This window comes from uncultured Ruegeria sp. (genome assembly GCF_947504215.1).
In the GTDB taxonomy this organism is placed as follows: Bacteria; Pseudomonadota; Alphaproteobacteria; order Rhodobacterales; family Rhodobacteraceae; genus Ruegeria.
In genome coordinates this window covers 1-13,596 of sequence record NZ_CANNGO010000010.1, presented here as the reverse complement: position 1 = coordinate 13,596, position 13,596 = coordinate 1, and the positions used below count along the sequence as shown (strand labels likewise).

The 13,596-nt window shown below is 58.0% G+C and carries 16 protein-coding genes; 15 read left to right on the top strand and 1 reads right to left on the bottom strand.

The genetic code is table 11. The features are described 5' to 3' along the window. Nucleotides 1-59 precede the first annotated feature (59 nt). Nucleotides 60-404 carry a hypothetical protein gene (locus Q1B21_RS16410; protein ID WP_298936645.1) on the top strand — a complete coding sequence of 115 codons (345 nt, stop codon included), beginning with the start codon at nt 60-62 and terminating at the stop codon, nt 402-404. A gap of 99 nt (nt 405-503) precedes the next feature. Here Q1B21_RS16410 and Q1B21_RS16405 read toward each other — a convergent pair whose 3' ends face one another. Continuing rightward, nucleotides 504-719: a DUF1127 domain-containing protein gene (locus tag Q1B21_RS16405; RefSeq protein WP_298936646.1), complete on the bottom strand. Its 216-nt coding sequence runs from the start codon at nt 717-719 to the stop codon at nt 504-506. Between the two features lie 333 nt (nt 720-1,052). Here Q1B21_RS16405 and ruvC point away from each other — a divergent pair, with 333 nt between their 5' ends. From ruvC to Q1B21_RS16335, 14 genes are all read left to right on the top strand, one after another. After that, nucleotides 1,053-1,550, top strand: a complete 498-nt coding sequence (gene ruvC, locus Q1B21_RS16400; protein ID WP_299890980.1) for a crossover junction endodeoxyribonuclease RuvC — start codon at nt 1,053-1,055, stop codon at nt 1,548-1,550. Continuing rightward, complete coding sequence (gene ruvA / locus Q1B21_RS16395; RefSeq protein WP_299890978.1) at nt 1,547-2,224, top strand: Holliday junction branch migration protein RuvA; 678 nt, start codon at nt 1,547-1,549, stop codon at nt 2,222-2,224. Before ruvC ends, ruvA begins: the two co-directional genes overlap by 4 nt. Before the next feature lie 4 nt (nt 2,225-2,228). Next, complete coding sequence (gene ruvB / locus Q1B21_RS16390; protein ID WP_298936649.1) at nt 2,229-3,248, top strand: Holliday junction branch migration DNA helicase RuvB; 1,020 nt, start codon at nt 2,229-2,231, stop codon at nt 3,246-3,248. Nucleotides 3,249-3,310: 62 nt separating this feature from the next. Next, nucleotides 3,311-3,934, top strand: a complete 624-nt coding sequence (locus Q1B21_RS16385) for a hypothetical protein (protein ID WP_299890976.1) — start codon at nt 3,311-3,313, stop codon at nt 3,932-3,934. Continuing rightward, nucleotides 3,931-4,314 carry a tol-pal system-associated acyl-CoA thioesterase gene (ybgC, locus tag Q1B21_RS16380; protein ID WP_298936651.1) on the top strand — a complete coding sequence of 128 codons (384 nt, stop codon included), beginning with the start codon at nt 3,931-3,933 and terminating at the stop codon, nt 4,312-4,314. The genes Q1B21_RS16385 and ybgC overlap by 4 nt, the downstream gene beginning before the upstream one ends. A 107-nt stretch (nt 4,315-4,421) precedes the next feature. After that, nucleotides 4,422-5,117, top strand: a complete 696-nt coding sequence (gene tolQ, locus Q1B21_RS16375) for a protein TolQ (protein WP_298936652.1) — start codon at nt 4,422-4,424, stop codon at nt 5,115-5,117. A gap of 1 nt (nt 5,118) precedes the next feature. Further along, nucleotides 5,119-5,595 carry a protein TolR gene (gene tolR / locus Q1B21_RS16370; protein WP_298936653.1) on the top strand — a complete coding sequence of 159 codons (477 nt, stop codon included), beginning with the start codon at nt 5,119-5,121 and terminating at the stop codon, nt 5,593-5,595. A 9-nt stretch (nt 5,596-5,604) separates the two neighbouring features. Then, on the top strand, nt 5,605-6,708 hold the full coding sequence (locus Q1B21_RS16365; RefSeq protein ID WP_299890972.1) for an energy transducer TonB: 1,104 nt from the start codon (nt 5,605-5,607) through the stop codon (nt 6,706-6,708). After that, nucleotides 6,705-8,024, top strand: coding sequence for a Tol-Pal system beta propeller repeat protein TolB (gene tolB / locus Q1B21_RS16360; protein WP_298936655.1), 1,320 nt, complete (start codon nt 6,705-6,707; stop codon nt 8,022-8,024). The genes Q1B21_RS16365 and tolB overlap by 4 nt, the downstream gene beginning before the upstream one ends. An 83-nt stretch (nt 8,025-8,107) precedes the next feature. Then, nucleotides 8,108-8,611 (top strand): peptidoglycan-associated lipoprotein Pal, encoded by a 504-nt coding sequence (gene pal, locus Q1B21_RS16355; RefSeq protein ID WP_298936656.1) that lies wholly within the window; start codon nt 8,108-8,110, stop codon nt 8,609-8,611. A gap of 4 nt (nt 8,612-8,615) precedes the next feature. Then, nucleotides 8,616-9,440, top strand: coding sequence for a tol-pal system protein YbgF (gene ybgF / locus Q1B21_RS16350; protein ID WP_298936657.1), 825 nt, complete (start codon nt 8,616-8,618; stop codon nt 9,438-9,440). Continuing rightward, entirely contained in the window at nt 9,431-10,690 is a 1,260-nt protein-coding gene (tilS, locus tag Q1B21_RS16345; RefSeq protein WP_366140931.1) for a tRNA lysidine(34) synthetase TilS, read from the top strand. Before ybgF ends, tilS begins: the two co-directional genes overlap by 10 nt. A gap of 76 nt (nt 10,691-10,766) precedes the next feature. Further along, on the top strand, nt 10,767-12,683 hold the full coding sequence (gene ftsH / locus Q1B21_RS16340) for an ATP-dependent zinc metalloprotease FtsH (RefSeq protein ID WP_298936658.1): 1,917 nt from the start codon (nt 10,767-10,769) through the stop codon (nt 12,681-12,683). A 100-nt stretch (nt 12,684-12,783) separates the two neighbouring features. Beyond that, complete coding sequence (locus Q1B21_RS16335) at nt 12,784-13,359, top strand: MOSC domain-containing protein (RefSeq protein ID WP_299890970.1); 576 nt, start codon at nt 12,784-12,786, stop codon at nt 13,357-13,359. The last annotated feature ends 237 nt before the right edge of the window (nt 13,360-13,596 follow it).

The window sequence follows — 13,596 nt, the reverse complement described above, 5'->3', positions numbered from 1 at the left end:
CGTAATCTCTATTTACCGTTTCTTAATGGATTTGAGGGGGGCGGTTTGTGGAGGCTGCCATGACGGGAAAACAACTTGAGTTTGATCAGCGCGTTCATCGCCTGAGCAAAAAACACCAAAAGATGAGCCGCGGCTATCGCGCATCCATGCGCAAGGATGGCTTGGTGGTGATGAAGCCGCAGCGTGTGCGCTCTGCGGTGCCGGCAAAAGTGATGTTGCTAAGCCTTTTGGCGTTCTTTGCATTCAAAGCGTTCTTATTGTCCAGTCTCGGGCCGTCCGGGTATCAGTACCGGATCGACAGCCTGAATGAGGGCACATCGGTCGAACAGGCCGGTGCTTGGGTCATGCAGATTGACCCGTTGTCCGAAGCAATGGCAGTTCAGCTGAACAAAATCCTCTACTAAGCTTCTTCTGACGTAAAAAAACACCGCGTGCTGTCCGGCGCGCGGTGTTTTCTTTGCCCCACAGGGAGGATGTGGGGTGTGTGAGTGATTGGTCGGTGTTTACCGGCGACCCTCAGCAATGGCGTCGATGTCGCCACGGCACAGGCCGATATCTTCCAGTTCGCGGTCGGTCAGACCAGTCAGCGCGTTCCGCGTTACGCGGGCGTCATTCCATTCGACAGCAGCATTCACAGCTGTTGCGAAAAATGCGCCGATACGGCCGACGAGGCCGAATGAGCCAGTGGTTGCGAAGCGGGTTGTGTCTAGTGCAGCCATATCCTGTTTCCTTCTGGTTTGTGTTAACTTTGCAATCTTGCGATCTGAGCGGCATGTAGTGCTGAGATTCGCTGTGCGCAAGTTCAGTTTTTGCATGTGTCCTATGCATTTTCTGCAATACTTCACACAGGTGTAATACCCTTAAATAATTAGTGAATTTGCGTTCATGAACGTGTCGAATTCAGGCTTTCTGAGGTCGCAAACTGCCCTTGGCGGCACGGCTACGACATACATGTCGTTTTCCGGCTTCAGGTCAATTCGCTTGGAAAATGTTCACGCTTCGTGCTAGGCGTTGAAAAAAGATCACATAACCCGAGCAGGCCGAGACAAACTATGCGAATTCTAGGCATTGATCCGGGGTTGAGAACCCTGGGATGGGGCGTCATCGAATCGAATGGCAGCCGCCTGAGCCATGTTGCGAATGGTTTATGCAAATCCGATGGGGACGATCTTGGTGAACGACTTTTGTCTCTGCACAATCAGATCGTCGAAGTGATTGCAGAACATCAACCAGATCAGGCCGCTATCGAACAGACTTTTGTGAACAAGGATGGGGCGGGGACGCTCAAACTGGGTCAGGCACGGGGCGTGGCGTTGCTGACGCTGGCAAAGGCTGGGTTGCAAGTGGGGGAGTATGCTCCGAACCGGGTCAAGAAGACTGTGGTGGGTGTCGGCCATGCCGAGAAAGAACAGGTTTTGCACATGGTCAAGCTGCAACTACCAGGCTGCCAGCCCAAAGGGGCCGATGCTGCGGACGCGCTGGCGATCGCAATCTGTCATTCCTACTATGGCACTTCTCCACAGGCACGGTTGAAAGAGGTACGGGCATGATCGGCAAGCTGACGGGACGATTGGATTATCGCGCGGCGGATCATGTGCTAATTGATGTCCGGGGTGTTGGCTATCTGGTCTATTGTTCCGACAGGACCATGGCCGCCTTGCCAGGCGTGGGTGAGGCGATCTCGATCTACACCGACATGGTCGTGCGCGAAGACCTGATGCAGCTTTATGGGTTCCTGTCACTGGTCGAAAAAGAATGGCACCGGCTGTTGTGTTCGGTTCAGGGGGTTGGGGCCAAAGTGTCGCTTGGGATCCTGAGCGCTTTGGGACCAGATGGTGTCAGCCGCGCAATCGCGTTGGGTGACTGGGCTACGGTCAAGGCCGCCAAGGGCGTTGGGCCCAAAACAGCGCAGCGCATCGTCCTGGACCTGAAGGACAAAGCCCCGGGCGTTATGGCGATGGGCGGTACGGTGACCGAGGCGATGGACGGCCCCGCGTTGGATGTAATCGAGCCGACTGGCCCTACGCCAGTCGCAAAACGAACGCTAAAACCACCTACCGGAGCAGCTGCCGCGTCAGCTGGCGCTTTGTCTGCGCTGGCCAATCTAGGCTATAGCCCGTCCGATGCTGCGACGGCGGTGGCCGAAGCTGCGGCGAGTCTGCCTGACGCTGAAGAAACAGATCTGATCCGTGCCGCATTGAAGCTGCTGGCTCCGAAAGGCTGAGTGAATGGTAGACGTCGATCCCACCCTGCGCCCAGAGCCGTTGCCGGAAGACAATGACCGCGCCTTGCGACCGCAGACATTGGATGATTTCATCGGTCAGGCCGAAGCCCGTGCCAACCTGCGCATTTTCATCCAATCCGCCCGTCAACGCGGTGAGGCGATGGATCACACGCTGTTTCACGGCCCTCCAGGGCTGGGCAAGACGACGTTGGCGCAGATCATAGCGCGCGAGCTGGGCGTGAATTTCCGCATGACTTCGGGGCCGGTGCTGGCCAAGGCCGGCGATCTGGCGGCGATTCTGACCAATCTTGAAGCCCGCGATGTGCTGTTCATCGACGAAATCCACCGCCTGAACCCGGCGGTCGAAGAGGTGCTCTATCCTGCGATGGAGGATTTCGAGCTGGATCTGGTAATTGGCGAAGGTCCGGCTGCGCGGACGGTGCGGATCGAATTGCAGCCTTTCACGCTGGTTGGTGCGACCACACGGATGGGTCTGTTGACCACACCATTACGCGATCGATTTGGTATTCCGACACGGTTGCAATTCTATGAGATTGATGAGTTGCACGAGATTGTCACGCGAAATGCGCGCAAGTTGGGCGCGCCAGCGGATGATGATGGTGCGTGGGAAATTGCGCGACGGTCGCGCGGCACGCCACGGATCGCTGGCAGGCTGCTTCGGCGGGTTGTTGATTTTGCCATCGTCGAAGGAGATGGGCGGATCACGCGGGATCTGGCGGATGGTGCCCTGACGCGATTGGGTGTCGATAACTTGGGTCTGGATGGAGCGGATCGTCGATATCTGAAGCTGATCGCCGAAAACTACGCGGGTGGTCCCGTGGGGATTGAGACGCTGTCTGCGGCGCTGTCCGAAAGCCGGGACTCGTTGGAAGATGTGATTGAACCCTTCCTGTTGCAGCAGGGCCTGATCCAGCGTACGCCTCGCGGCCGGATGCTGGCGCAAAAAGCTTGGACGCATCTTGGTATGGCTGCACCCAAAGGCCAAAACGATTTGTTTGGTTGAAGCCGCATCTTAGAGATTTTATGCCTTCGGCGAGAGTATTTTGAAAAGATGAAGGATTGGGTGTGACACCTGACGAGATCGAAGCGCTTTTTACACGCGAAAGCGGTGAGTTTCTGTTCGCGCGGTGGGGTCGCCCCATCGTGCCGATTGTTTTTGGCGTCGAAGATAAAACGTTGGCCACGGTGAAAGGTGCTTTCGAGGCAGTCGTAGCTTTGGCAGGCCACAAAATGGCCGAGACGGACCCCGAGCTGGGCGCAAATTGCATGGTCTTCTTTTTTCGGGACTGGCGGGAATTGACCGACGTGCCGGATCTGGATCGTCTAATCCCGGATCTCGGACCGCTGGTTGAACGTTTGGTCGCGGCGGACGCCAATCAGTATCGCATCTTCCGGTTCGAAGAGGACGGCGCGATCCGCGCGGCATTTGTGTTTCTACGCATGGATGCCGAATTGTCAGACGTTCCGGCTGAGACTCTTGCGCTGAGCCAAGTGGTCCAGACAGCCCTGCTGTGGTCGGACACTGCCTTTCGCGACGCATCACCCTTGGCGGTTGCGGGCGATGCAACGATCTTGCGTCCCGATATTGCCGGGGTGATCCGTGCCGCTTATGATCCGGTTTTGCCGGGGGCAGCGCGGGACAAGTCCCATGCGCTCAGGCTGTTTGCCCGGCTGGAGCAACAGCAATGACACATACCTATCCTGTCCGGGTATATTATGAAGATACAGACATGGGCGGGGTCGTTTACCATGCGAACTACCTGCGTTACATCGAACGTGCCCGCTCGGACTGGGTACGCAAGCTGGGCAATGACCAGAACGCGATGCGCGAGGAAGGGGTCGTCTGGGTCGTGCGCCGGGTCGAGGCGGATTACCTCGCGCCAGCGAAGTTCGAGGACGAGTTGGTGGTTGAGACGGATGTTGTCTCGCTGTCGGGTGTGCGTCTGACCATGTCACAGAGTGTTCGGCGCGGAGAAACCGAGATTTTTCGTGCCACAGTCACGGCCGTTTGCATCAACCGCGCCGGTAAACCGATCCGCCTTCCGGCAGAGATTCGCGCATTGATGTAACAAATTGCGGGACCGGGGTGGTTCTGTTGGCTTTTCGGGGCCAACTGCGTTAGCGTCTGGCAAAATAAGGCCAAACAAACGGCCGTCAGGCAAAAAAGAGCAGGTTCATGGAAGCTGAAACGCTGGCGCTGGCGCAGGAGATCGACTTCTCCATGTGGGGGCTGTTTGCCCGCGCGACTTTCATCGTCAAACTGGTGATGCTGATGCTGGTCGTCGCGTCGGGCTGGTCTTGGGCGATCATCATACAGAAACTCATCAACTATCGATCTGCACGTCGTGAGGCGCAGATATTCGATGAATCCTTCTGGTCCGGGAATCCGCTGGACGAGCTGTTCGAACAGATCGGATCAAGGCCCGATGGCAGTTCCGAGAAGATTTTTGCGTCAGGCATGATCGAATGGCGCAGGTCGCACCGAAACGATGGCGGGTTGATCGCAGGTGCCACGGCGCGGATTGATCGGTCAATGGATGTTGCCATCGCAAAAGAGGCGGAAACACTGCAGAAAGGTCTGCCGATCCTGGCGACCGTGGGGTCAACCGCACCGTTTATCGGCCTGTTCGGAACCGTTTGGGGTATCATGAACGCCTTCATCGAAATCGCCGAGCAGCAGAATACCAACCTAGCAGTTGTTGCACCCGGCATTGCCGAAGCTTTGCTGGCCACCGGTTTGGGGCTGCTGGCCGCGATTCCGGCGGTGATATTCTACAACAAACTCAGCGCAGACAGTGATCGCATCGTTGGTGGCTATGAGGCGTTCGCCGACGAGTTCGCCACCATCCTGTCGCGTCAGTTGGACAGCTGACATGGGGGCCGCGGTACAGCAACCGTCGGGTGGCAATGGCCGCAGACGCGGGCGGCGTCGGGGTCGTGCGCAGCCGATGGCTGAGATCAACGTAACCCCCTTTGTCGATGTCATGCTGGTGTTGTTGATCATCTTCATGGTTGCCGCACCTTTGTTAACCGTTGGTGTACCCGTCGACTTGCCCAAGACTGCGGCCAGTGCGCTGCCCGGGGATAATGAAGAACCGCTGACAGTGACCTTGACTGCGGAAGGCTTGGTACAGATCCAGACCACAGACGTTTTGCGCGAAGAGTTGATTGGCAAACTGCGTGCGATTGCAGCAGAACGCAGCAGCGACCGCGTGTTCCTGCGGGCTGATGGTGCAATACCCTATTCGCAGGTCATGCAGGTCATGGGCGCGTTGAATGCGGGTGGGTTTTCCAATGTGGGCCTTGTGACCGATACCGGTGGCCCGACGCTGGATGATGGTGGAGAGTGAGGTCGCACGGTGGACACCGGCACCAAGATTTCAGCGATTGCTCATGTGAGTTTGATTGGATGGGCGCTGTTCGGCGGGACCTTCAAGTCCGAACCGCTGCCTATGGCCGTACAGGATGTGTCTGTGATTAGCGCGGAACAATTTGCGGCCTTGACTGCACAGCGCAACGCGCCCGAGGTGCCGACCCCGCCCAGCACTTTGCAACAGCCCGAAGAGCCAGAGCCCGAGGCCAACGCGCCGGAACCTGTTCAGGAGCAACAACCGCGCCCCGAACCGGTAACGCCGACCGAACCTGAGCCGGAGGCGGAACCGGAAACGGTCGAAGCACCTCCTGAGCCCGAAGTGATTGAAGAACTGCCGGTTCTGATCGAACCTGAAACCGAAACCGCCGCACTTCCTGTCCCTCCGGGGCCCGAGGCACAGCCGCGCCCGGCGGACCGGGTTGCACCAGAAGCCATTGCGCCACCGCCCTCCGAAGCGAAACCGGATGACGTTGAAACACCGCCTGTTTCCCTTGATGAGGGCGCGGAAACGCAGCAGGAACAGCAGGATCAGACAGCACCGGAAGAAGCCGCGCCCGAAATTGTGACCGAGGCCGAAGAAACCGAAGAACAATCGCCTCGAACGTCGCCGCGTCCGCGGGTACGGCCCAACAGACCGACACCTCCGGCCGAGCCGGTTGTAGCAGAAGCACCTGAGCCAGCGCCGGAAACGCCTTCGCAGAATGACGAAGCGGCGATCAATGATGCGTTGGCCGAAGCGCTGGAGGGGGGCACAGAACCTTCGGGCCCACCGCTGACCAGCGGCGAAAAGGATGCGATGCGCGTAGCTGTTTCGCGCTGTTGGAATGTCGGGTCACTTTCGACGGATGCCCTGAACGTGGTGGTCGTGGTTGGTTTTTCGCTGAACCGAGACGGCACAGTTGTGGGCAACAGTGTGCGCAAGCTGGACAGTTCTGGTGGGTCGTCCGCTGCTGAGGGCCAAGCTTACGAGGCCGCGCGACGCGCGGTTTTACGCTGCGGGTCGAAAGGCTACGATCTGCCTGCTGACAAATACGACCAGTGGCAGGATATTGAGATTACATTCAATCCCGAGAGGATGCGGATCAAATGATGAAACTTCTGACAAGCCTCGTTCTTGGCCTGACGCTTTTGTCGGCACCGGTACACGCTCAGAGTGGCCCCCTTCGTCTGGAAATCGACGAAGGGATCATCGAACCCATGCCCTTTGCCGTTCCGAACTTCGTGCCTGATGGTGCATCTGCCGCGCAATACGCCACGGATATCTCTCGGGTCGTTGCCGCGGATTTGACGGGAACAGGGCTGTTCCGGGAAATATCCTCGGATGCGTTCATCAGCCGGGTCAGCAGCTTTGACGCTCCGGTTCAGTTTGCGGACTGGAAGGCGATCAATGCTCAGGCTCTTGTTACAGGTGCGGTCAACGTTTCGGGTGAGCGCCTGACTGTTCGGTTTCGGGTTTGGGATGTGTTCTCGGGTCAGGAACTAGGGGATGGTCTGCAACTGGCCGGAACAACCGATGGCTGGCGGCGCATGGCGCACAAGGTAGCCGATCAGGTCTACAGCCGGATCACAGGTGAAGGCGGTTACTTTGACAGCCGTGTCGCGTTTGTCTCGGAAAGCGGGCCTAAGAACCAACGGCTCAAGCGTTTGGCGATCATGGATTACGACGGCGCAAATGTGCAATATCTGACGGACAGCGCTGCGATTGTGCTTGCGCCGCGGTTTTCGCCCTCTGGCGACCGGCTGCTATACACCAGCTACGAAAGCGGCAGCCCGCGCATCTATGTTCTGGATGTAGGCAGCGTGCAGCGCCAAGAACTGAGAACCCAAGACGGCACCATGAGCTTTTCGCCCCGGTTCTCACCTGATGGGAGATCAATTGTGTATTCGCTGATCCAGGGCGGAAATACGGATCTTTGGAGGATGGATCTGGCCTCGGGTCAAAGTGCGCGGCTCACCAATACGCCAGCGATCGAGACCGCGCCAAGCTATTCACCGGATGGCAGTCAGATCGTGTTCGAAAGCGACCGTTCGGGGACACCACAGCTTTATGTCATGCCAGCCAATGGCGGCGAGGCGACGCGCATCAGCTTTGGGCAGGGGCGCTATGGCACCCCCGTATGGTCGCCGCGTGGGGATCTAATTGCCTTTACCAAGCAGAACAAAGGCCGGTTCCATATCGGTGTCATGCGGACAAATGGGGATGAAGAACGGTTGCTGACATCCTCTTTCCTGGATGAAGGCCCAACATGGTCCCCCAATGGTCGGGTGATTATGTTCACCCGCGAGACGCAGGGTGCCAGCGGCCGCGCCACGTTGTACTCGGTGGATATCTCGGGCCGCAATCTGCGGCCAGTACGGACGCCGGATGGCGGCAGCGATCCGTCCTGGGGGCCACTGCAAAATTGATCGCCGCTTGGGCGCGGCAAAGTTCACAACAATCCGTCGCTGTGGTAAACAGGCGGCAATAATCAAAACACGAGGCACTTGAAATGAACGTATTGGGCAAAATCCTGGCATTGGGCGCGCTGAGTGTGATCGCCGCCTGTTCAAACAATGATCCTTCGGCACTGGGTGGTGGCGCTGGTGGCAGCGGTGCGATTGTGCCGGGCTCACCCAGTGATCCGCGCTCGCCCGCGTATTTCCAGCAGACGGTCGGCGACCGTGTCCTGTTCTCGGTAGATCAGTCGACATTGACGCCGCAGGCCAAAACCACCTTGCAGGGGCAGGCCGAATGGCTTTTGGCGAACCCGGATTATGTAGCCAAAATCGAAGGTCACGCGGACGAACAAGGCACCCGTGAATACAACCTTGCTCTGGGCGCACGTCGGGCAAACGCAGCGCGGGAATTCCTGATCTCACGCGGGGTTGCGGGCAACCGTTTGCAAACCGTCAGCTATGGCAAGGAACGCCCGATCGAGATATGCAGCACCGAGGAATGCTATTCCAAGAACCGTCGCGCGGTGACGGTGCTGACCGGTTCAACATTGGGGTAAGACAATGCGAGTTGCAGGATGGGTCTTGGCCGCAGTCATGGCGACAGTCGGCGTAGCACAAGCGCAAGATCAACAGACGCTGGCGGATATCCGGCAGGAACTGACGGTGTTACACGTCGAAATTCAACGCCTCAAGCGCGAGTTTTCAACGACCGGGTCGCCAGCGCCGAACCTCTCCGGCAGTTCGGTCCTTGAACGGGTCGACGCAATCGAGGCCGAGCTTCAGCGCCTGACGCGTCAGACAGAACAATTGAACCAACGTGTGCAGAATGTTGTCACAGATGGCACAAATCGGATCGGAGATATGGAGTTTCGGCTTTGTGAGTTGGAGCCGAATTGCGATATTTCGACCGAGGAAACCCCAACGCTAGGCGGAGATAGCGGAACAGAAAACCTGCCGTCGGTACAACCGACTGATCCAAACCCAAGTGATCAAGTTGAACTGGCCGTTGGTGAGCGAGCCGATTTCGACGCGGCATCTCAGGCGCTGGCGGATGGTGATTTTCAAGCCGCGGCCACCTTGTTTTCGCAGTTTGACACGTCATACCCCGGCAGCCCATTGGCGCCTGAAGCAAACCTGAAACGCGGTCAGGCGCTGGAAGGGATGGGCGACACGCGCGAGGCGGCACGGGCCTTTCTTGCCAGCTTTACGGGCGATTCCGAAGGGACGTTTGCGCCCGAGGCTTTGTTTGAACTTGGCGCCGCTCTGGGGCGTCTGGGGCAAACCGATCAGGCCTGCATCACGCTCAGCGAAGTTGGTGTGCGCTTCCCATCCTCGGCAACCGCATCAAGCGCCACGCAGGAGATGTCGTCGCTGGGGTGTTCTTGACCAGCCACGCCGACAGCTTAAGATCTGACCTTCGCGCGCGACTTCCCAAGGTCCTGCCGCGCCGTCTTGGCATCGCCGTTTCGGGGGGGGGTGATTCCGTCGCGCTGATGCATCTTTTGAACGAGATTGCGCAAGCGGACGGGATCGAACTGCGGGTCGCTACAGTTGATCACGGATTACGCGCCGCATCAGCAGATGAGGCGCAGACGGTTGCGAGACAAGCTCAGAGATTGGGGATCTCGCACGATACACTGCGTTGGCAAGATTGGGACCAGACAGGCAACTTGCAGGATCAGGCCCGTCAGGCCCGGTATTCTTTGCTGACAAAGTGGGCGCGTGATCAGGACGTAGCCGCCATTGCTTTGGGACATACCGCAGACGATCAGGCTGAAACCGTTTTGATGCGCTTGGCGCGCGCCGCGGGTGTAACAGGGCTGTCGGCTATGTCGGCCACGCGCTCTCAGGGTGGGGTTCAGTTGCTCCGTCCGCTATTGGATGTGACCCGCCAAAGGTTGCGCAATTACCTGACCGAGATCGATGTTGGTTGGATCGAAGACCCTTCGAATCAGGACATGCGGTTTGACCGGATAAAGGCGCGAAAAGCCTTGCAGGATCTTGAACCTGCGGGAATTACGCCGGAAGTCTTGACGAGGGTTGCAGAAAACCTTGCACAAGCGCGTGAGGCCTTAGCTGTATATGCGCAGGAATCCGCGCGAAAAATCGCATCTGTGAACGACGGTGATGTGGTGCTGGATCGCGCAGGATTTGGCGCTCTGCCTGATGAAATTCAGCGGCGCATTTTGGTAGGGGCCGTCCTGTGGATTTCTGGGGCAGGGTATCCGCCGCGCCGAACAACGGTTGCGCAGGCGTTAAAGGCCGTTCGGAGTGGGCAAGCGGGCTCGATTGGGGGCTGCCTTGTGGTGCCGCAGGGTAATAAAGCTTGGATTTGCAGGGAATTCGGGGCCATTGAAGGGCTTTCTGCCCCGCTCGGCGAACGCTGGGACGGACGGTGGGTTTTCTCTGGGCCCAAGGTGGAAACGGCCGAAATTCGGGGTCTTGGAGAGGGCGGCCTGTTGCAGCTGCCGGACTGGCGTGTAACCGGCAGACCGCGCCTTGCGTTAAAGTCATCACCTTCGATCTGGCAAGGGACCGACCTGCTTGCTGCACCATTGGCAGGGCATTCAAACGGGTGGCGCGCGGAACTGGCCTCGGATTGGCCCGAGTTTCACACGTTGCTTTTATCGCATTGAACCTGCCGCAATCCTCTCTATTTTAAGAAGTAACTCGGCAGATCCCCATCTGCCGTAATCTTTTGGGAGAATTTCCTTGGGCAACGCTCGCAATATCGCCTTTTGGGTCGTTCTGTTTCTGCTGATCCTTGCACTGTTCAATTTGTTCAGCGGACCGGGCGGAACGCTTCAGAGCAATGAAAGAACCTATTCTGACTTTGTCAGTGCCGTGCAGGGGGGCGACGTCAAGAATGTGACCCTCGATGGTGAGCAGATCCGCTACACGACCGAAAGCGGCGGCACCTATGTCACGATCAAACCCGGCGATGCCGAAGTAACCAAGCTTTTGATCGACGAGAACATTCCGGTCCGGGCTGAAAAGCAGCAGCAATCAGGCTTCCAATCGTTCCTGATCACGCTTCTGCCCTTCTTGCTGCTGATCGGCGTCTGGGTCTATTTCATGAACAGGATGCAAGGTGGCGGCAAAGGCGGTGCGATGGGTTTTGGCAAGTCCAAGGCCAAGATGCTGACCGAAAAGCATGGCCGCGTGACCTTTGATGACGTTGCAGGCATTGACGAGGCCAAGGAAGAGCTGGAAGAGATCGTGGAATTCCTGCGCAACCCGCAGAAATTCTCGCGTCTTGGCGGCAAGATTCCCAAAGGCGCGTTGCTTGTTGGCCCTCCGGGTACAGGTAAGACGCTTCTGGCGCGTGCGATTGCGGGTGAGGCCGGTGTGCCGTTTTTTACCATCTCAGGCTCAGACTTTGTTGAAATGTTTGTGGGTGTCGGTGCAAGCCGTGTACGCGACATGTTCGAACAGGCCAAGAAGAACGCCCCCTGTATCGTCTTCATCGACGAGATTGACGCCGTAGGTCGCCATCGTGGCGCCGGCTATGGCGGTGGTAACGATGAACGCGAACAGACCCTCAACCAGTTGCTGGTCGAGATGGACGGGTTCGAAGCCAACGAAGGCGTGATCATTCTTGCGGCCACCAACCGGAAGGACGTTTTGGACCCTGCGCTGCTGCGTCCGGGCCGTTTCGACCGCAACGTGACCGTAGGCAACCCAGACATCAAAGGCCGCGAGAAGATCCTGGGCGTTCACGCGCGCAAGACACCCTTGGGCCCCGATGTTGATCTGCGCATCATTGCGCGCGGTACACCGGGATTTTCGGGCGCTGATCTGGCCAACCTCGTAAATGAGGCCGCGCTGATGGCCGCGCGTGTCGGTCGCCGCTTTGTCACGATGGAAGACTTTGAGAACGCCAAGGACAAGGTGATGATGGGGGCCGAGCGTCGCTCGATGGTGCTGACCCAGGATCAAAAGGAAAAGACCGCCTATCACGAGGCCGGTCACGCCGTTGTGGGCCTGACCCTGCCGTTGTGTGACCCGGTCTATAAGGCGACGATCATCCCGCGCGGTGGCGCGCTGGGTATGGTTGTGTCGCTGCCCGAAATGGATCGTCTGAACTATCACCGTGATGAATGCGAGCAGAAACTGGCTATGACCATGGCTGGCAAGGCTGCCGAGGTTATCAAATACGGTGAAGATCACGTCTCGAACGGTCCCGCAGGTGACATCATGCAAGCCAGCCAGCTGTCGCGCGCCATGGTGATGCGCTGGGGCATGTCCGACAAGGTTGGTAATATTGACTACGCCGAGGCGCATGACGGTTATTCAGGCAACACAGCCGGGTTCTCGGTTTCGGCGCATACCAAAGAGCTGATCGAGGAAGAGGTGAAACGCCTCATCCAGCAGGGCTATGAACGCGCCCACCAAATCCTGTCTGAACAAACTGAGGAATGGGAGCGGTTGGCACAGGGCCTTCTGGAATATGAAACCCTGACCGGTGATGAGATCAAGCGCGTCATGAATGGGGAACCGCCCAGTGAAAACGACGATGAAGGCGACACCCCTGATGAGGGCAGTGCACCCAGCGTGACTGCGATTCCCAAAACCAAAGTAAAAAAATCTCCGCCCGAGGGCGGGATGGAGCCGGAACCCACGGCATAGTGACAGAGACCCGGGCCTTGTCCCGGGTCTTTTCATTTTCGCTTTTCATCAGATCGCATCAGGTCAATATGGCGGGCGAGTATCTTCCGATGGGGTTCACATGCCGGTCTTGCGTGAAACAGAGTTTGTAGCTGAAGTGGTTTGGCTGGGTCATGTCCCTGCCGCCAAGTCTTTGCGCGCCCAAGCGGTGAACGGGGTAAGCCTTGGGTTCGCGGGTGACAGCGGAGCCCGTCACGAAGGCCTGAATCGTGCATCCTGCGTGCGGGTTAAGAACGTCTATCCGCAAGGCACCGAAATCCGAAACGTCCGCCAGCTTTCTGTTCTATCGGCTGAGGAACTTGATGCGATTGCGCGTGAGATGGGTCTGGACCAACTGGATCCCTCGCATCTGGGGGCTTCGATTGTTTTGAGTGGAATCCCCGACTTCACCCATATTCCACCATCCTCTCGGTTACAGGCCGCCAACGGTCTGACAATAACGGTTGATATGGAAAATCGTCCCTGCGTTTTGCCCGGGCGCGAGATCGAAGCGGATCAACCTGGGCACGGCGCGGCGTTCAAACCCGCAGCAGAAGGGCGTCGTGGTGTAACAGCCTGGGTGGAACGACCCGGGGTGCTTCAACTGGGGGACACGATGACGCTGTTCGTGCCCGACCAGCGAAATTGGACGCCATAGCCCCCTCTCGTTTCCGATTGCAAGCGACAGACATGCCCCAACGCCGTTTCGCGGCATGAAAATGTCGGAATCCACAACCATCGAGATTGTACACAACGGTATGGATTGCACATCGTCGGCGCACCGCGTCGGTTTTGCGCGGCATTCAATCAGGGACCTTGCCCACATGAGTTATAAATCTGACATTGAGATTGCCCGAGAGGCCATTAAGCAGCCGATCCAGGAGATTGGTGGTAA